General features: G+C 71.1%; 17 protein-coding genes and 1 riboswitch. Of the genes, 16 read left to right on the top strand and 1 reads right to left on the bottom strand.

What is annotated here, in order from left to right; genetic code table 11:
* Nucleotides 1-16: 16 nt before the first annotated feature.
* Nucleotides 17-122: riboswitch (glycine riboswitch) on the bottom strand.
* A gap of 159 nt (nt 123-281) precedes the next feature.
* The 8 genes from ACFZB9_RS33795 to ACFZB9_RS33760 all read left to right on the top strand — a co-directional run bounded on the left by ACFZB9_RS33795 (nt 282) and on the right by ACFZB9_RS33760 (nt 9,418).
* Complete coding sequence (locus ACFZB9_RS33795; protein ID WP_391453603.1) at nt 282-1,094, top strand: enhanced serine sensitivity protein SseB; 813 nt, start codon at nt 282-284, stop codon at nt 1,092-1,094.
* Nucleotides 1,095-1,241: 147 nt separating this feature from the next.
* Nucleotides 1,242-2,138, top strand: coding sequence for an enhanced serine sensitivity protein SseB C-terminal domain-containing protein (locus ACFZB9_RS33790; protein WP_391453602.1), 897 nt, complete (start codon nt 1,242-1,244; stop codon nt 2,136-2,138).
* A 382-nt stretch (nt 2,139-2,520) separates the two neighbouring features.
* Nucleotides 2,521-3,516, top strand: coding sequence for an ABC transporter permease (locus ACFZB9_RS33785; RefSeq protein ID WP_391453601.1), 996 nt, complete (start codon nt 2,521-2,523; stop codon nt 3,514-3,516).
* A 70-nt stretch (nt 3,517-3,586) separates the two neighbouring features.
* Nucleotides 3,587-5,341 (top strand): ABC transporter substrate-binding protein, encoded by a 1,755-nt coding sequence (locus tag ACFZB9_RS33780; protein WP_391453600.1) that lies wholly within the window; start codon nt 3,587-3,589, stop codon nt 5,339-5,341.
* A 113-nt stretch (nt 5,342-5,454) separates the two neighbouring features.
* A complete protein-coding gene (locus tag ACFZB9_RS33775; RefSeq protein WP_391453598.1) occupies nt 5,455-6,465 on the top strand; it encodes an ABC transporter permease in 1,011 nt (336 codons plus the stop codon).
* Nucleotides 6,462-7,529, top strand: coding sequence for an ABC transporter ATP-binding protein (locus ACFZB9_RS33770; protein WP_391453597.1), 1,068 nt, complete (start codon nt 6,462-6,464; stop codon nt 7,527-7,529). Before ACFZB9_RS33775 ends, ACFZB9_RS33770 begins: the two co-directional genes overlap by 4 nt.
* Before the next feature lie 49 nt (nt 7,530-7,578).
* Complete coding sequence (locus ACFZB9_RS33765) at nt 7,579-8,703, top strand: ABC transporter ATP-binding protein (RefSeq protein ID WP_391453595.1); 1,125 nt, start codon at nt 7,579-7,581, stop codon at nt 8,701-8,703.
* A 58-nt stretch (nt 8,704-8,761) separates the two neighbouring features.
* On the top strand, nt 8,762-9,418 hold the full coding sequence (locus tag ACFZB9_RS33760; RefSeq protein WP_391453594.1) for a trimeric intracellular cation channel family protein: 657 nt from the start codon (nt 8,762-8,764) through the stop codon (nt 9,416-9,418).
* Here the strand turns inward: ACFZB9_RS33760 and ACFZB9_RS33755 are convergent.
* Nucleotides 9,354-10,175, bottom strand: coding sequence for an IclR family transcriptional regulator (locus ACFZB9_RS33755; RefSeq protein WP_391453593.1), 822 nt, complete (start codon nt 10,173-10,175; stop codon nt 9,354-9,356). The two genes, ACFZB9_RS33760 and ACFZB9_RS33755, sit on opposite strands and share 65 nt — an antisense overlap.
* Nucleotides 10,176-10,309: 134 nt before the next feature.
* Between ACFZB9_RS33755 and ACFZB9_RS33750 the strand changes: the two genes are divergently transcribed.
* The 8 genes from ACFZB9_RS33750 to ACFZB9_RS33715 all read left to right on the top strand — a co-directional run bounded on the left by ACFZB9_RS33750 (nt 10,310) and on the right by ACFZB9_RS33715 (nt 16,962).
* Nucleotides 10,310-11,479 carry a cysteine desulfurase family protein gene (locus tag ACFZB9_RS33750; protein WP_391453591.1) on the top strand — a complete coding sequence of 390 codons (1,170 nt, stop codon included), beginning with the start codon at nt 10,310-10,312 and terminating at the stop codon, nt 11,477-11,479.
* Nucleotides 11,480-11,515: 36 nt separating this feature from the next.
* The gene (gene mnmA, locus ACFZB9_RS33745) at nt 11,516-12,667 is read left to right on the top strand and encodes a tRNA 2-thiouridine(34) synthase MnmA (RefSeq protein ID WP_391453590.1); all 1,152 of its coding nucleotides are present in this window, start codon (nt 11,516-11,518) and stop codon (nt 12,665-12,667) included.
* A 27-nt stretch (nt 12,668-12,694) separates the two neighbouring features.
* A complete protein-coding gene (locus tag ACFZB9_RS33740; RefSeq protein ID WP_391453589.1) occupies nt 12,695-13,237 on the top strand; it encodes a TIGR00730 family Rossman fold protein in 543 nt (180 codons plus the stop codon).
* A 14-nt stretch (nt 13,238-13,251) separates the two neighbouring features.
* A complete protein-coding gene (locus tag ACFZB9_RS33735; RefSeq protein ID WP_391453588.1) occupies nt 13,252-13,941 on the top strand; it encodes an SDR family oxidoreductase in 690 nt (229 codons plus the stop codon).
* 11 nt (nt 13,942-13,952) lie between these two features.
* The gene (locus tag ACFZB9_RS33730; protein WP_391453587.1) at nt 13,953-14,783 is read left to right on the top strand and encodes an RNA methyltransferase; all 831 of its coding nucleotides are present in this window, start codon (nt 13,953-13,955) and stop codon (nt 14,781-14,783) included.
* Nucleotides 14,784-14,856: 73 nt separating this feature from the next.
* A complete protein-coding gene (locus tag ACFZB9_RS33725) occupies nt 14,857-15,111 on the top strand; it encodes a DUF397 domain-containing protein (RefSeq protein WP_391453585.1) in 255 nt (84 codons plus the stop codon).
* A gap of 456 nt (nt 15,112-15,567) precedes the next feature.
* A complete protein-coding gene (locus tag ACFZB9_RS33720; protein ID WP_391453583.1) occupies nt 15,568-16,092 on the top strand; it encodes a DUF6879 family protein in 525 nt (174 codons plus the stop codon).
* 30 nt (nt 16,093-16,122) lie between these two features.
* Nucleotides 16,123-16,962, top strand: coding sequence for a helix-turn-helix domain-containing protein (locus tag ACFZB9_RS33715; protein WP_391453581.1), 840 nt, complete (start codon nt 16,123-16,125; stop codon nt 16,960-16,962).
* Nucleotides 16,963-17,019 lie beyond the last annotated feature (57 nt).

The following is a 17,019-nucleotide window of genomic DNA, read 5'->3' as shown; positions in this document are numbered from 1 at the left end:
CGCTTTCCAGATTCGCCTCGCCCACGCGGTAGGGGTGCCTGAGAGATTCCGGGGAGGACTTGCTCCTTCGGCGCCGGTCCGTGCCCCGCCAGGGCACCTCCGGGCTCTCCCGCGCGGGTTCGAGCGGCCAGTATGAAGTTGGGTGCTGTGGAGTACGCGGACATCATGGCATGTCCGTCCGCCCGGCGGGAGAGGGGGCTGTCTCGGTACGCTTCGGCTGGACGCACTGCGTGACAAGCACCTGTGCTCGACGGTCCGGGTCAGAAGCGGGGCAGGGGCGGATGGAATCAGAGGGGTACGCCGCGACGGCGACGCAGTGGGCCGAGCCCGGTCGGGCACCGGTCGGCAGCGGCTGGCCGGCCAACGAGCTGGAGCGGGTGCTCAGCGCGGCCATCGGCGACCCCGGCGCCACGCCCCGGGTGATCGAGGTGCTGGCCCGCAGCCAGGTCTGGATCCCGCTGCCGTCCGGCGCCGACCCCTCCGGGGCCGGGCTGGACCTGCCGACCATCGAGCTGGCCGGTGCGCCCTATGTGCCGGTCTTCTCCTCCGAGGAGCAGTTCCTGCGGCACGCCCCGGGGCTGTCCTGTGCGGTCGCGCCGGCCTGGGAGTTCGCCCGCGGCCTGCCGCTGGGCATCGGCATCGCGCTCAACCCGCAGGCGCCGGTGGGCATCCCGGTGCCGCCCGAGGGGGTCGGCGAGCTGCGGCGCGGACCGCGCGAGGGGCGCTGGGAGACGATCGGGACGGGCGCGGGGGTGCCCGAGGGCGCCCGGGTCGCGCTGCGCGAGCCGGGTCCGGGCGAGGAGCCGGTGGCCTTCCTGCAGGTGGTGTGCGCGGAGCTCGCGGCGCTGGGCGGGGTGCTGACGGCCCGTCGGGCACTGGCCTCGGTGGAGGGCGAGCCGACGGTGCTCTTCGTGGGCGTCCAACTCGACCCGGCCGCGCCCGCCGACCCGGTGGAGGCCAACGCCGCGCTGGGGCGGGCGCTGGGCGTGGCACCGCTGCCCGGCGGGGTGCACATGGTGCTGCTGGACCTGGCGGACGACCCGGTGGTGGATTGGCTGCTGCACCGGGTAGCACCCTTCTACGTGCGGGGCTGAGCGGCTCGGGCCCTACGCGGCGACGCCGGCCCGGCGCCACCCGGCCCGGCGCCGCCCAGGGCGTCGGCATGACGGGTGTCGGCCGGGCCCCGTAGTCTGGCGCCCGGACCGTGGCGAGGGCAGCGGCATGGACAGGAGTGGGTACCGGTGACGACGGGAGCGGCGGGCGGTGGAGCGGGGTCCTGGGGCCCGGCCCCCGGTGCGGACCCGGGCGCCCTGGAACGGACCCTGGGCGAGGTCGCCCCGGACCGCTTCGAGGCCTACGAGCAGCTGCTGCACGAGCTCGCCGCGGGCCGGGTCTGGATGCTGCTCTGGCACGGCACCCCCGGCAGCCCGGACGCCCAGTACGGAAACATGGACCTCGGCGGCCACGGCTACGCGCCGGCCGTCACCTCGCCCGGCCAGCTGGCCGCCAGCGGCTGGGCGCGCGCCCACGAGGTGATCTCGGGGCGGGAGATCGCCGCCGCGCTCTACCGCACCCGCTGGGGGCTGTGGCTCAACCCGCACGCGCCCGGCGGCGGGGTCGGCGTGCCCTGGGCCGATCTGCGCCGGGTGGCGGCCGGGCTCGACCGGCTGCCGGCCGGTCCGCTGCGGCTGACCGAGCCCCAACTGCCGGGTACCGAGGGGTTCTACGCGCTGCTGGCGCAGCAGGCGCCCTCGGTGCGCCCGGTGCGGGCGCTGCGCCGGGCCTGGGTGCGGCCGGTGGTGGGCGAGGCCTACCTGGCCATCGGCCTTGAGCTCTACGACACCTCGCCGCCGGCGGTGGAGGCGGTGCGGGCGCTGATGCAGCGCGCGATCGCGCAGGCGCCGCCGGGCCTGGCGGTCTCCACGGTCGCGATGAGCGACGAGTTCGACCCGGTGGCGCTGTGGATGCGCGCCAACGCCCGGCCGTTCTACCACCGCGAGGCGACCCCGGCGCCCTACCCGCAGGCGGCGCCCGCGCCGTACCCGACCTATGCGCCGCCGGCCTATCCGCAGGCGCCGTACGGCGGTTCGCTGCCGCCGCAGCCGGGGTGGCCGCAGCAGCCCTGGCCCGGGCGCTGATCGTTCGTCGCCGTTCCGCCTGGTCCGGGTGCCCGCTCCGGTGCCTGCTCCGGTGCCTGCTCCGGGCGTTCGGCGTGGCCGCATCCGGCTGCTCCGTGTACCGACCACCCGGCGTTGTGGGTGCGGTGAACTGATGATCTTCACAAGTCACCTGACCGTCAGTCAGGTTTATTGATCATGAACAGTGGAAGATCACAGTTGGGCATCCTTCGTCGGGCAGGGCTGGCGCGAGCCAGGAGCCAGCATGGAGAGTTCTGCGCACCGCACCAGCCGAGCAGCTCGGGCGGCATTGACAGCTGGTTCTGACCTGGACCTGACACAGTCATGCCTGCGCCGGGCTGCCATGGGCCGACAACCGTCGGCGAGGGGACGCCAACTGCCCATGACCACACCCACCGACACCACCCCCGCCGCTCCGGGCGAGCCCGCGGCGACCGCCTCCGCGGGGCCGGCCGCGATCGAGGGCCGCTCGCTCGGCCGCATCGCCTGGCTGCGCTTCAGGCGCGACAAGGCCGCCGTCGCCGGCGGCGTGGTGGTCATCCTGCTGGTCCTGCTGGCCGTTCTGGCCAAGCCGATCGAATCGGTCTTCGGCCTCAGTCCCGATGCGCTGCACCAGGATCTGCTGGACCCCGACCTCGGCAGCCTGCCGACCGGGTCGTTCGGCGGCATGAGCCTGAGCCACCCGCTGGGCGTCGACCCGCTGCAGGGCCGTGACCTGCTCTCCCGGATCATCGAGGGCTCCTGGGTCTCGCTCCTGGTGGCCTTCGGCGCCACCGTGCTGTCCAACACCATCGGCACCGTGCTCGGTGTGATGGCCGGCTACTACGGCGGCTGGGTGGACACCGTGATCAGCCGGGTCATGGACACCTTCCTGGCCTTCCCGCTGCTGCTCTTCGCGATCTCCATCTCGGCCTCGCTGCAGGGCGGCGCGTTCGGACTGCACGGCCTGCCGCTGCACCTGGCCGTACTGATCTTCGTGATCGGCTTCTTCAACTGGCCCTACATGGGCCGGATCGTGCGCGGTCAGACGCTCTCGCTGCGCGAGCGGGAGTTCGTCTTCGCCGCCCGCAGCCTGGGCGCCCGCGGACCGTTCATCCTGTTCAAGGAGCTGCTGCCCAACCTGGTCGGCCCGATCCTGGTCTACTCGACCCTGCTGATCCCGACCAACATCCTCTTCGAGGCGGCGCTCAGCTTCCTCGGTGTCGGCATCCAGCCCCCGCAGGCGAGTTGGGGCGGAATGCTGAACGACGCCATCAAGTACTACCAGGTCGACCCGGAGTACATGGTGGTCCCTGGCCTGGCCATCTTCATCACCGTGCTCGCCTTCAACCTGCTCGGTGACGGGCTGCGCGACGCGCTCGACCCGCGCAGCAACTGAGTTTCCACCCTCTCCACTTCTATGGCCCGGGCCACTACTTCGGCCACTATTCCAAGGGGTTGATCCAGCAATGCGCCGATCTCGTACCCTCGCTCTGGCCGCGGTGGTTGCCACCACCGCGCTGGTGGTGAGCGGCTGTTCCAGCAGCAAGTCCTCCGGTGGCGGCGGAAACGCCGCGGGGGCGGATGCCGCCACCAAGGGCATCGTGAACGCCTCGGACCAGAAGGGCGGCACGGTCACCTATGAGATGAAGGGCACCCCGGACTCCCTGGATCCGGGCAACACCTACTACGCCTACATCTGGAACTTCTCGCGCCTGTACGCCCGTTCGCTCACCACCTTCCAGCCGGGCCCGGGCAGCTCCGGCGACAAGCTGGTCAACGACCTGGCCACCGGTCTCGGCCAGGCCAGCGACAACGGCCTGACCTGGACCTACCACCTGCGTGCGGGCCTGAAGTACGACGACGGCACCCCGATCACCTCCAAGGACGTCAAGTACGCGGTGGAGCGCAGCAACTTCGCGCCGACCGTGAACTCCAACGGCCCGACCTACTTCCAGGAACTGCTGGTCGACAACCCCACGCCGTACAAGGGTCCGTACGCCGACCCGACCGGTGGCCTGAACTCGATCCAGACCCCGGACGACACCACGATCGTCTTCCACCTCCAGCACGCGTTCGCGGACTTCGACTACCTGGTCAGCGCCCCGCAGACGGCCCCGGTGCCGCAGGCCAAGGACGACGGCGCCGGCTACGTCAAGCACATCGTCTCCAGCGGCTCGTACAAGTTCCAGTCGTACGACGACGGCAAGGACGCCGTGCTGGTGCCCAACACCAACTGGGACCAGGCCGGCGACCCGATCCGCAAGCAGCTCGCGGACAAGATCGTGCTGAAGATGAACATCGACCAGAACACCATCGACCAGGACCTGATCGCGGGCAACGCCCAGGTCGACCTGGTCGGCGGCGGCGTCGACCCGCAGACCCAGGCCAAGCTGCTGCTCGACCCCAAGCTGAAGTCGCAGACCGACAACGCCTTCGGCGGCCGGCTCGCCTACCTGGCACTGAACAGCAAGGTCGCGCCGCTGGACAACGTGGACTGCCGCAAGGCCGTCCAGTACGCGATCGACAAGGTCTCGGTGCAGACCGCCCAGGGCGGACCGGTCCGCGGCTCGGTGGCCACCGGCATCCTGCCGCCGGACCTGCCGGGCCACCAGGACATCAACCCCTACCCGTCGGACGGCAACAAGGGCGACATCGCCAAGGCCAAGTCCGAGCTGCAGGCCTGCGGCCACCCGGACGGTTTCAGCACCACCATCATCGCCCGCAGTGAGCGCGACACCGAGGTGCAGGCCGCGACCTCCATCCAGGCCGCGCTGGCCAAGGTCGGCATCAAGCTGAACATCCAGCAGTACCCGCAGGGCAAGTACTTCTCCGACTACGCGGGTGTGCCGGACTTCGTCAACAAGAACAACGTCGGCATGATGATGATGCAGTGGGCGGCCGACTGGCCGACCGGCTACGGCTTCCTGCAGCAGATCGTCGACGGCCGCGCCATCAAGGCCTCCGGCAACAGCAACCTCTCGCAGCTCGACGACCCGGCCGTGAACAAGCTGATCGACGACGCCGCGGGCAACGCCGACCAGGCGGCCCGCGAGAAGGACTACGCGGCGATCGACGCGCAGGTCATGAACGACGCCGTGATCGTGCCGCTGACCGACTACAAGGTCTTCAACTTCCGGCCGAGTACCAACACCAACGTCGTGGCCACCTCGGCCTACGACGGCGAGTACGACTACCTCAACATCGGTACCACCGCCAAGTAAGAGCCTGGCTCCCCGTCCCCGAAGGCAGGTGAAGGCGAGCGGAGCCGGCCTCCGTCCGGCGCGACCCAAGCGGTCGCGCCGGGCGGGGGCGGGGCACCCGGAGCCGTCCAACTGTGTTGGCCTACATCATCCGCAGGACGTTCGCCGCCCTGGTACTGCTGCTGGTCGTCAGCGCGGTCACCTTCGGCATCTTCTTCCTGCTCCCGAAAATCGCGGGCGAGACCACTGATCAGCTCGCCGCCCAGTACATCGGCAAGAACCCCACGCCGGCCGCGATGGAGGCGATCAAGCGGAACCTCGGCTTCGACCAGCCGCTGTACATCCAGTACGGGCGGTTCGTGAAGCAGATCTTCGTCGGCGCCCAGTACCGCTACGGCCCGGACGCGGCGACCTGCCACGTGCCGTGCTTCGGCTACTCGTTCAAGAACCACGTGGAGGTCTGGCCGGAGATCCGCAGCCGGATCCCGGTGACCTTCTCGCTGGCCATCGGCGCGGCGGTGCTCTGGCTGCTGGCCGGGGTGGCCACCGGGGTGGTCTCGGCGCTGCGGCCCCGCTCCGTCTTCGACCGCGTGGCGATGGGTGTGGCACTGGCCGGCGTCTCGCTGCCGATCTTCTTCACCGGCGCGCTGCTGCTGACCCTGTTCAGCTACAAGTGGCCCATCTTCAGCAATCTGCACTACGTCAACTTCACCGACGATCCGATCAGTTGGGCCAGCAACCTGGTCCTGCCCTGGATCTCGCTGGCCTTCCTCTACTCCGCGCTCTACGCCCGGCTGACCCGCTCGGGAATGCTGGAGACGATGAACGAGGACTACATCCGCACCGCCCGGGCCAAGGGTCTGGTGGAGCACAAGGTGGTGATCCGGCACGGGCTGCGGGCCGCGCTCACCCCGATCCTGACCATCTTCGGCATGGACCTGGGGCTGCTGCTGGGCGGCGCGGTCATCACCGAGCAGGTCTTCTCGCTGCAGGGCATCGGCTTCTACGCGGTCTCCTCGATCTCCGACAACGACCTGCCGAAGATCCTCGGCGTGACGCTGGTGGCCGCCTTCTTCATCGTGCTCTGCAACCTGCTGGTTGACCTCCTGTACGCCGCCGTCGACCCCCGGGTGAGGCTGTCATGACCACCGAGCCTGCCACCGCCACCGAGGCCGCGGCCCCCGCGGGCAGTGCGTTCCTGTCCGTGCGGGACCTGCGGATCCACTTCGACACCGACGACGGCCTGGTCAAGTCGGTGGACGGGGTCAGTTTCGACCTGGCCAAGGGCCGCACCCTGGGCATCGTCGGCGAGTCCGGCTCCGGCAAGTCCGTCACCTCGCTGGGCATCATGGGCCTGCACCGCACCAAGCGGGCCCGGATCAGCGGCGAAATCTGGCTGGACGGCCAGGAGCTGGTCGCTGCCGAGCCGGACCGGGTGCGCCGGCTGCGCGGCCGCTCGATGGCGATGATCTTCCAGGACCCGCTCACCGCGATGCACCCGTACTACACGGTCGGTGCGCAGATCATCGAGGCCTACCGGGTGCACCACCCCAAGGCCTCCAAGCGCGAGGCCCGCAAGCGCGCGATCGAGATGCTCGACCGGGTCGGCATCCCGCAGCCCGACCGGCGGGTGGACGAGTACCCGCACCAGTTCTCCGGCGGCATGCGCCAGCGCGCGATGATCGCGATGGCCCTGGTCAACGACCCCTCGCTGCTGATCGCCGACGAGCCGACCACCGCGCTGGACGTCACCGTGCAGGCCCAGATCCTGGACCTGATCCGGGACCTGCAGCGGGAGTTCGGCTCGGCGGTCATCATCATCACCCACGACCTGGGCGTGGTGGCCGAGTTGGCTGACGACATCCTGGTGATGTACGGCGGGCGGTGCGTGGAGCGCGGCTCGGCCACCACCCTCTTCGACGCTCCCGAACACCCCTACACCTGGGGGCTGCTGGGCTCGATGCCGCGACTGGACCGGCCGCTCCAGGAACGTCTGGTGCCGGTCCGCGGCACCCCGCCGAGCCTGATCAACGTGCCCGGCGGGTGCGCCTTCCACCCGCGCTGCCCGTACGCCGAGCGCACCGGGGGGCGGTCCAGCACCGAACTTCCGCTGCTCACCGAGGCCGGTCCCGGGCATGTCGCCGCCTGTCACCTGCCGATCGAGGAGCGCCGCCGGATCTTCACCGACGAGATCGCGCCCCGGCTGTGACCGGCTCCGGCTGGACCGCGGCTGTGAACGAGACTGAGAGTAAGGGATCATGACGGATACTCAGCGAGCGGCGGCGCCCGCGCGGCCGGCCGCGGACGAGCCGCTGCTGCGGGTCACCGACCTGCAGCGGCACTTCCCGATCCGCCAGGGTGTGCTGCGCCGCCGCACCGGCGCGGTGCGCGCGGTGGACGGGATCAGCTTCTCGGTCAGCCCCGGCGAGACCCTCGGCGTGGTGGGCGAGTCCGGCTGCGGCAAGTCCACCATGGGCCGGCTGATCACCAGGCTGGACGAACCGACCGGCGGGCGGGTCGAGTTCGAGGGGCAGGACATCACCCACCTGGGCGTCGGCGCGATGCGGCCGCTGCGCAAGGACATCCAGATCATCTTCCAGGACCCCTACTCCTCGCTGAACCCGCGGCACACGGTGGGCACCATCGTGGGCGCGCCGTTCAAGCTGCAGAAGGTGGCCACCGAGGGCGGGGTGAAGAAGGCGGTCCAGGAGCTGCTGGAGCTGTGCGGCCTCAGCCCCGAGCACTACAACCGCTACCCGCACGAGTTCTCCGGCGGCCAGCGCCAGCGGATCGGCATCGCCCGCGCGCTGGCGCTGCGGCCGAAGATGATCGTGGCCGACGAGCCGGTCTCCGCGCTCGACGTCTCGATCCAGGCCCAGGTGGTCAACCTGCTGGACGATCTGCAGCGGGAGCTGGGCCTGACCTATCTGATCATCGCCCACGACCTGTCGGTGGTGCGGCACGTCTCGGACCGGGTGGCGGTGATGTACCTGGGCAAGATCGTGGAGATCGCCGACCGCGACGCGCTGTACTCCCGCCCGGCGCACCCGTACACCGTCGCGCTGATGTCCGCGGTCCCGGTGCCGGACCCGCGGCGCAAGGAGAACCGGACCGGCGGCCCCGGTGGCAGCGGCGGCCGGATCCTGCTGACCGGCGATGTGCCCTCGCCGATCAACCCGCCCAGCGGCTGCCGGTTCCGCACCCGGTGCTGGAAGGCGCAGGACATCTGCGCCGCCCAGGAGCCGCCGCTGGCCGAGCTGGCGCCGGGGCACCAGACGGCCTGCCACTTCCCGGAGAACACCGGGGCCACCGGGAGCACCGCGAAGGCCGCGACGGCCGGGAAGGCCGCGACGGCCGAGGAGGCCGGGCCCGCCGGGGAGTGAGCCCTCGCCCGGCCGCCGTGGTTCGGTGGCCGGGCGCCGCCCGGGGGACACTGGCCCGGTGACCTCGCTTTTCTCCCCCGACGTGCAGCAGACGCTGGACCTGATCGGCATCTTCGTCTTCGCCCTGTCCGGCGGCCTGCTCGCCGTCCGCAAGAACATGGACATCTTCGGCATCTGTGTGCTCGCCGAGGCCACCGCGCTGGGCGGCGGGGTGATGCGCGACCTGCTGATCGGCGCCACCCCGCCGGCGGCCTTCAGCAACCTGGGTTACTTCCTGACCCCGCTGGCGGCCGGCGTGGTGGTCTTCTTCCTGCACCCCGAGGTGGAGCGGATCAACCGCCTGGTGCAGATCCTGGACGCGCTCGGGCTCGGCCTGTTCTGCGTCACCGGCACCGTCAAGGCACACGACTACGGGCTCGGCTCGGTGGCCTCGGTGGCGCTGGGCATGCTGACCGCGGCCGGCGGCGGCGTGGTCCGCGACCTGCTGGCGATGGAGCCGCCCTCGCTGCTGCGCTGGGACCGGGAGATCTACGCGGTGCCCGCGCTGGTCGGCTCCACCCTGGTGGCGGTGCTGATCGCCGCCGGCCACCTGACCACGCTGACCGCCAGCAGCGCCGCGCTGCTCGCCTTCGTGCTGCGGGTCTGCGCGCTCAGATACGGCTGGCGCGCACCGCGTGCTTGGCACCGCAACGGTTCTCGCACCAGCGAGGAGTAGGCGAGCCGCCGTAGGCCAGCGAGATCGCCTCCACCGTGCAGAGCAGCTCCGGCAGCAGCCGGCTCAGTTCGCTCACCGTGGCCACCGAGACCGGCGCCGAGATCGCGCAGGCCGCGATGGCGGTGCCCTCGATGCCGGTGATCGGGGCGGCCAGGCAGTTCACCGCCTCCTCGTACTCGGCCTGGTCCAGCGCCCAGCCCTGGCGGCTCACCGCGGTCAGCTCGGCGCGCAGCTCGGCGGCCGAGCGCAGGCTGCGCGGGGTGCGGGCCGGGAACTCCTGGCCGTCCAGTGCGGCCGTCAGCTGATCCTCGCTCAGGCCGGCCAGCAGCACCTTGCCGCAGGCGGTGGCGCCGGCCGGGGCGCGTCGGCCGATCCGGGAGGCGGCGCCGAGCCAGCCGCTGGTGGCGCCCGGGTAGCGGCCCTCCACCTTGTCGACGTAGAGCACCTCGGGGCCCTCCAGCACCGCCAGGTGCACGGTGTGCCCGTAGCGCTCGTTGAGCGAGGCGAGGTAGGGGGCCGAGACCTGGCGGACGTCGATGCCCTCCAGCGCGGTCTGGGCCAGCGAGAGCAGCCGCCCGCCCAGCCGGTAGCGGTGGTCGGACTGGCGGTGCACGAAGCCGTGCTCCTCCAGCGTGCGCAGCAGGCGCAGTGCGGTCGACTTGTGCACGCCGATCCGGTTCGCGGCCTGCTCCAGGGAGGCCGGGCCGTCGCCCAGCGACACCAGGATCGTCAGCGCCCGGTCCACGGTCTGCGACATGGCCCCACCCCCAATTCAGCAGGAGGCTAGCTTCCGCGTTGCAGCCCGTGCAATGGCCAAATCGTGACCCTCGTAGGGCTCCTTGGGCCCTGGCGGGCCGGACCCGCACGACGGGCCCCTAGACTGGTGCGGTTATGCCATACCTCGACCATGCGGCCACCACTCCGATGCTCCCCGAGGCGATCGCCGCCATGACGGGGCACCTCGGTGTCACCGGCAACGCCTCCTCCCTGCACGCGGCCGGCCGCCGGGCCCGGCGGGTGATCGAGGAGTCCCGGGAGTCGCTGGCCGCCTCGCTGGGAGCGCGCCCGAGCGAGATCGTCTTCACCGGTGGCGGCACCGAGTCGGACAACCTGGCGGTCAAGGGCCTGTACTGGGCCCGCCGGGACGCCGATCCGGCCCGCACCCGGGTGCTGTGCAGCCCGGTCGAGCACCACGCGGTGCTGGACGCGGTGCACTGGCTGGCCGAGCACGAGGGCGCCCGGGTGGAGTACCTGCCGGTCGACGGGTACGGCCGGGTGCACCCCCAGGCGCTGCGCGCGGCGATCGAGGAGGAGCCCGAGGCGGTCGCGGTGATCACCGTGATGTGGGCCAACAACGAGGTCGGCACCCTCCAGCCGGTCGCCGAACTGGTCGCAGTGGCTCGCGAGTTCGGCATCCCGATGCACGCCGACGCGGTGCAGGCGCTCGGTCAGGTGCCGGTCTCCTTCGCCGAGTCCGGGCTGGACGCGCTGACCGTGACCGGGCACAAGATCGGTGGCCCGTACGGAGTCGGCGCGCTGCTGCTCTCGCGTAGTGCCGCGCCGGTCCCGCTGCTGCACGGCGGCGGCCAGGAGCGCGACGTGCGCTCCGGCACGCTGGACGTGCCGGCGGCCGCCGGGTTCGCCACCGCCGCGGCCCTCGCGGTCGAGCGGCAGGCCGGGCACGCCGACACCCTGGCCGTGCTGCGCGACGAGCTGATCGCCGGGGTGCTGGCGGCCGTCCCGGACGCGGTGCTCAACGGCGACCCGAGCCCGGCGGGCCGGCTGCCCGCCAACGCGCACTTCTCCTTCCCCGGCTGCGAGGGCGATGCGCTGCTGATGCTGCTGGACGCCGCCGGAATCGAGTGCTCCACCGGCTCGGCCTGCTCGGCGGGCGTGCCGCAGCCCAGCCATGTGCTGCTGGCGATCGGCGCGGATCCGTTGCTGGCCCGTTCCTCGCTGCGCTTCTCGCTGGGGCACACCTCCACCAAGGCGGACGTGGCGGCGCTGCTGGAGGCGATCGGCCCGGTGGTGGCACGGGCCCGCAACGCCGGACAGCGCTGAAACCCGTCCCGGTCGAGCACGTACCCTGGGGGGACTATGACTGACTTCCCTGGTGCCCCGACCGGGCCTTCCGCCGGCTTCCGACTGCGCGTCCTCGCGGCGATGTCCGGCGGGGTGGACTCCGCCGTCGCCGCCGCCCGCGCGGCCGAAGCCGGGCACGAGGTCACCGGCGTACACCTGGCACTGTCGGCCAACCCGCAGTCCTTCCGCACCGGCGCCCGCGGCTGCTGCACCCTGGAGGACTCCCGGGACGCCCGCCGGGCCGCCGACGTGATCGGCATCCCGTTCTACGTCTGGGACCTCGCCGAGCGCTTCCGCGAGGACGTGATCGACGACTTCGTCGCCGAGTACGCCGCCGGGCGCACCCCCAACCCCTGCCTGCGCTGCAACGAGAAGATCAAGTTCGCCGCGCTGCTGGACAAGGCGATCGCGCTGGGCTTCGACGCGGTGTGCACCGGTCACTACGCACGGATCGTCGAACTCCCCGGCGGCGGCCGTGAGTTGCACCGTGCGGTGGACATGGCCAAGGACCAGTCCTATGTGCTGGGCGTGCTGGACGCCGAGCAGCTGGCGCACTCGCTCTTCCCGCTCGGCGACACCACCAAGGAGGCGATCCGGCTGGAGGCCGAGCGTCGCGGCCTGGCGGTGGCCAAGAAGCCGGACAGCCACGACATCTGCTTCATCGCCGACGGCGACACCCAGGGCTTCCTGGCCCAGCACCTGGGCACCGCGACCGGCGACATCGTGGACGAGACCGGGGCCAAGGTCGGCGAGCACGACGGCGCCTACGGTTTCACCATCGGCCAGCGCAAGGGCCTGCGGATCGGCCGCCCGGCGCCGGACGGCAAGCCGCGCTACGTGCTGGACATCTCGCCGGTGAACAACACCGTGACGGTCGGCCCGGTGGAGGGCCTGGACGTGCTGGGCCTGACCGCGATCCGCCCGCGCTGGTGCGGCGCGGCGCCTGCGGGCGAAGGCCGTTACACCGCTCAGCTGCGCGCGCACGGCGAGGAGGTGCCGGTCAGCGCCGAACTGGTCGGCGGCGAGCTGCGGGTGAGTCTGGACCGCCCGGTGCGCGGCATCGCCCCCGGGCAGGCCGTGGTGCTGTACGACGGGAGCCGGGTGGTGGGGTCGGCCACCATCGCCGAGACCGACCGTCGGACCGCAGAAACGGGGATCTCATGGTGACGAAGATCTGATAAGTCTCTTCTCACTATGAACATCACCGTCTTCTGCTCCGCGTACTCACTCGACGAGCGCTACTGCGCCCCCGCCGCCGAATTCGCCCGGCTGCTCGGCGAGGGCGGCCACACCCTGGTCTGGGGCGGCTCCGACGCCGGCCTGATGGGGCTGCTGGCCGACGGCGTCAAGGCGGCCGGCGGCAAGCTGGTCGGCATCCTGGTCGAGCTGCTGGCCCACAAGGGCTACCAGGGCGCCGACGAGCTGGTGATGACCCGCGACCTGGCCGAGCGCAAGGCCCAGTTGCTCGCCCGCGCCGACGCGATCGTGGTGCTGGTCGGCGGCCTCGGCACGCTGGACGAGGTCACCGAGGTGCTGGAGCTGAAGAAGCACAACCTGCACGACAAGCCGGTGGTGGTGCTCGACACCGAAGGCTTCTACGACGGCCTGCGCAGCCAGCTGCGGCGGATGGACGCCGAGGGCTTCCTGCCCCGCCCGCTCGCCGAGCTGATCTCCTTCGCCGACACCCCCGCCGAGGTCTTCGCCCACCTCGCCGCCTCCTCCGCCGCCTCCTCCTGACAGGATTCCGGACCATGGCTACTCATCTGATCACCGGCGCCGGCTCCGGCATCGGCGCCGCCGTCGCCAACCGCCTGCTCGACCGTGGCGACGAGCTCTGGCTGCTCGCCCGCGACGCCCGCCGCGCCACCGAGCTGCGCGGGCGCTTCCCCGGCGCGCAGACCCTGGTCGGCAACCTCGCCGACCCCGCCAAGCTCGCCTGGGCCTTCGGCCACCAGACCCTGCCCATCGACCTCGACTCGGTGCTGCACATCGCGGGCACGGTCGAGCTGGGCCCGATCGGGGACACCCCGGTCAAGGTCTGGAACGAGACCCTGGCGATCAACCTGGTCGCCCCCGCCGAGCTGACCCGCCTGCTGCTGCCCCAGCTGCGCCAGTCCCGCGGCCACGTGGTCTTCGTCAACTCCGGCGCGGGGCTGAGCGCGTCCGCCGAGTGGGGCTCGTACGCGGCCAGCAAGTTCGGCCTGCGCGCGCTGGCCGACTCGCTGCGCCAGGAGGAGCACGCGGCGGGCGTCCGGGTCACCACCGTCTACCCGGGCCGCACCGCCACCGCGATGCAGCTGAAGGTGCACCAGCAGGAGGGCGAGGAGTACGACGCCGACCGCTGGATCGCGCCCGAGTCGGTGGCCACCGCCGTGCTCACCGCCCTCGACCTGCCGCGCGACGCCGAGCTCACGGACATCACGGTGCGCCCGGGACGGTAGCGTGGGCCGCTATGCGGATCACCTCTCGTAACGCCCGCTTCCAGCAGTGGGAGTCGTTGCTCAGCAACCGGAACAAGCGCCAGCGCCTCGGCGAGTTCCTGGTCCAGGGCGTGCGCCCGATCTCGTTGGCGGTGGAGTACGGCTGGCCGATCCACGCGCTGCTCTACGACACCGGGCGCCGCCTGTCGGGCTGGGCGGCCGAGCTGCTGCGCACCGCTTCCGCCGACACCGAGACCGTCGCGATGGCGCCGGAGCTGCTGGCCGAGCTGGGGGAGAAGAACGAGGACGCCCCGGAGCTGATCGCGGTGGTCGGCCTGCCCGCCGACGACCTGGACCGGATCCCGGTGCGCGAGGACTTCCTGGGCGTCCTCTTCGACCGCCCCACCAGCCCCGGCAACATCGGCAGCATCCTGCGCTCGGCGGACGCCTTCGGCGCCCACGGCATGATCGTCTCGGGCCACGCGGCCGACGTCTACGACGCGAAGTCGGTCCGCGCGAGCACCGGTTCGCTCTTCGCCCTGCCCGCCGTGCGGGTCCCCTCGCACCGCGAGGTGGCCGACTGGATCTCGGCCGAGCGCGCGAGCGGCGCTCCCGTGGTGCTGGTCGGCACCGACGAGCACGGCGACTGCGAGGTCTTCGACTTCGACTTCACCCAGCCCACCCTGCTCCTGATCGGCAACGAGACCTCGGGCCTGAGCACCGCCTGGCGCGACCTGTGCGACTACACCGTGAGCATCCCGATGACCGGCGCGGCCAGCTCGCTGAACGCGGCCAACGCGGCCACGGCCGTGCTGTACGAGGCGTCCCGCCAGCGCATCGTGGCGGGGCGGCGGATCGGCTGACGGGTCCCATTACCTCCGCCGCCGCCATGCGTGCCTTCACGGACGCGGTCGTGGCGCGGACGCTGGTCTCGGCGTGAGCGCCGCTTCGACCGCCAAGGCCGATCTCTATTCTCGTGACCTCTCCGGCGTGGCCTGGATGGTGGCACCGGGGAGCTACCCCGAGGACCGGCTTGAGGCGGCCTTCTTCGAGGACGGTGCCGTCGCTCTTCGCTGCTCCGCAGACCCGATGGGCACGGTGCTCTTCTACACGGCCACGGAGTGGCACGCGTTCGTCTGTGGACTGGCGGATGGTGAGTTCGACGAAGACATGCCCGTAGCCGTTCGGTGAACGGGGCCAGTGGCGATCGAGTCATCCTCCCCTCACCGGCCCGCCACTCAGGTCAGGTCCACACGCCCGATCGCCGCGCCTTCAGCGCTCTTGATCACCCGCATGGCGCAGGCCGTCGGGAAGCCGCAGCCTCTGCTGCCGTGCGCCCTTGACGCCCCCAGGGCTCTGCGAAACGGTGTGACCCGCAACTACCCGAAACGGGCTGGACGCAGGAGATCGCCATGGGGCTAGATTTCGTTGGGATAGATCCGGACACCAAGGCGGGAGGCTCGCCGACGGTGTGGATCGAGGACGAGACGCACGAGATCGTCATCCAGGGATGGAAGGCGGACGGCGTGCTCGAAGCCCGGATCTGCGGGGCCGAGTGGGTAGCCGACCACGCACGGGGCATCCCCGATCACGAGGCCGTTGTCCGTATCCCCATGCGGATGATCCCGATCTTGAGGAAGGCGTGCGATGACGCAGAACGTGCCGGACTTTTCCACCTTGCTGAGGGGAGCGCAGCGGACGGCAGTTCACCTGGAGATGCGTGACGTTTATAGCGTCGCCGACGAGGCTGAAGAGTTCGAGGAGTTCAAGCGCTCCGGTACGGTCGACCTCGATCCCGAATCCGAGGGTTGGGCCGGCTGGGTCCCTCTTGTGCGCGAAACCGTCGCCCGCGGCGTCGAGATCCGCCGCGCGCGGATCGTCTCCGAGCCGGTCACCGACTACATCCGGTGGGAGCACGCTCTGACGCCCGTGAACATCGCGGCCGGAGAGCGGGTCCGCTGGCTCCCGCGCCGTCTGGCCTCGGATATCGCGTTGCCCGGCAACGACCTCTGGCTGATTGATGATCGGCTGGTCCTCTTCCACCACTTCACCGGCAACGGCGACTGGAAGGGCCACGAGTACACCGGCGACCCCGCCACAGTGAAGATGGTTGCCGACGCCTTCGAGACCGTGTGGGAGCGCGCCACCCCGCACGAGCAGTACGCCGTCTGATCCACCCATCACTCACCCGACAGACAGTTCATGCCCACGTCACCGCTCTCCGCCGCGCAGGCTGCCCGGAAGGCTCTCGCCGACCGGCTCCAGGACATTCGCAAGGACGCGGGGCTCACGGGGCGTGAGCTGTCTGCCCGGTGCGGCTGGCACCCGGCCAAGACCTCTCGCATCCAGGATGCCAAGGCCGCCCCGTCCGACGCCGATATCCGAACCTGGTGTAGAGCCTGCGGCACAGAGGCGCTGATCCCCGAGCTGATCGCCGCCTCGCGGTCGGTCGCGTCGATGTACATGGAATGGAAGCGCCTCCAGCGGGCCGGGCTCCGGCAGCTCCAGGAGACGTACACGCAGTCCTACGCGGACGCCAGGCTCCTGCGGTTCTACTCCTCCGACGTCATCCCCGGCATGCTCCAGACCCACGGTTACGCCGCCGCGATCCTGTCCCGCTGGGCGAGTTCGGACGCCGACCTGGAACAGGGCGTCGCACAGCGGATGCAGAGCACGCGGCCGATGCACGAGGGCAATCACCGCATCGTGTGCCTGGTTGAGGAATCGGTCCTGCGGTACTGCATCTGCGAGCCGTCGGTGATGGCCGGCCAGCTCGGGCACCTGCTGTCCGTCATGTTGCTTCCCCGCGTCAGCCTCGGGATCATCCCCTTCACGGCGGGGCGCACCCTCTGGCCGGTCGAGACCTTCCACGTCCTTGACGATCAGTCGGTGGAGATCGAGCTGGTGACCGCCCGCGTCAGGATCACTGCCCCTGGCGAAGTCCGCGAGTACATCGAGACCTTCGCGGAGCTGCAAGGGTTCGCCGTCTACGGTCAGGATGCCCGATGCCTGGTCGCTGCGGCGATCGACGCCCTGGGGTGAGAAACCGCAACTTCTCGCAACTTCGTTGAGAGCAACTCGGCTGGATTCGTAGGGTCG

Source organism: Kitasatospora sp. NPDC008050 (genome assembly GCF_042957465.1).
In the GTDB taxonomy this organism is placed as follows: Bacteria; Actinomycetota; Actinomycetes; order Streptomycetales; family Streptomycetaceae; genus Kitasatospora.
Note: the sequence above shows the minus strand (reverse complement) of the source record. Positions and strands in the feature narration are given on the sequence as shown.

Bases quoted from the DNA above. Each gene is read 5' to 3' on its own strand.
- ACFZB9_RS33735 (WP_391453588.1), top strand. From the start codon at position 13,252: ATGGCTACTCATCTGATCACCGGCGCCGGCTCCGGCATCGGCGCCGCC.
- ACFZB9_RS33755 (WP_391453593.1), bottom strand. From the start codon at position 10,175: ATGTCGCAGACCGTGGACCGGGCGCTGACGATCCTGGTGTCGCTGGGC.
- mnmA (WP_391453590.1), top strand. From the start codon at position 11,516: ATGACTGACTTCCCTGGTGCCCCGACCGGGCCTTCCGCCGGCTTCCGA.
- ACFZB9_RS33770 (WP_391453597.1), top strand. From the start codon at position 6,462: ATGACCACCGAGCCTGCCACCGCCACCGAGGCCGCGGCCCCCGCGGGC.
- ACFZB9_RS33795 (WP_391453603.1), top strand. From the start codon at position 282: ATGGAATCAGAGGGGTACGCCGCGACGGCGACGCAGTGGGCCGAGCCC.
- ACFZB9_RS33780 (WP_391453600.1), top strand. From the start codon at position 3,587: ATGCGCCGATCTCGTACCCTCGCTCTGGCCGCGGTGGTTGCCACCACC.
- ACFZB9_RS33765 (WP_391453595.1), top strand. From the start codon at position 7,579: ATGACGGATACTCAGCGAGCGGCGGCGCCCGCGCGGCCGGCCGCGGAC.
- ACFZB9_RS33740 (WP_391453589.1), top strand. From the start codon at position 12,695: ATGAACATCACCGTCTTCTGCTCCGCGTACTCACTCGACGAGCGCTAC.
- ACFZB9_RS33785 (WP_391453601.1), top strand. From the start codon at position 2,521: ATGACCACACCCACCGACACCACCCCCGCCGCTCCGGGCGAGCCCGCG.
- ACFZB9_RS33730 (WP_391453587.1), top strand. From the start codon at position 13,953: ATGCGGATCACCTCTCGTAACGCCCGCTTCCAGCAGTGGGAGTCGTTG.
- ACFZB9_RS33720 (WP_391453583.1), top strand. From the start codon at position 15,568: ATGACGCAGAACGTGCCGGACTTTTCCACCTTGCTGAGGGGAGCGCAG.
- ACFZB9_RS33715 (WP_391453581.1), top strand. From the start codon at position 16,123: ATGCCCACGTCACCGCTCTCCGCCGCGCAGGCTGCCCGGAAGGCTCTC.
- ACFZB9_RS33750 (WP_391453591.1), top strand. From the start codon at position 10,310: ATGCCATACCTCGACCATGCGGCCACCACTCCGATGCTCCCCGAGGCG.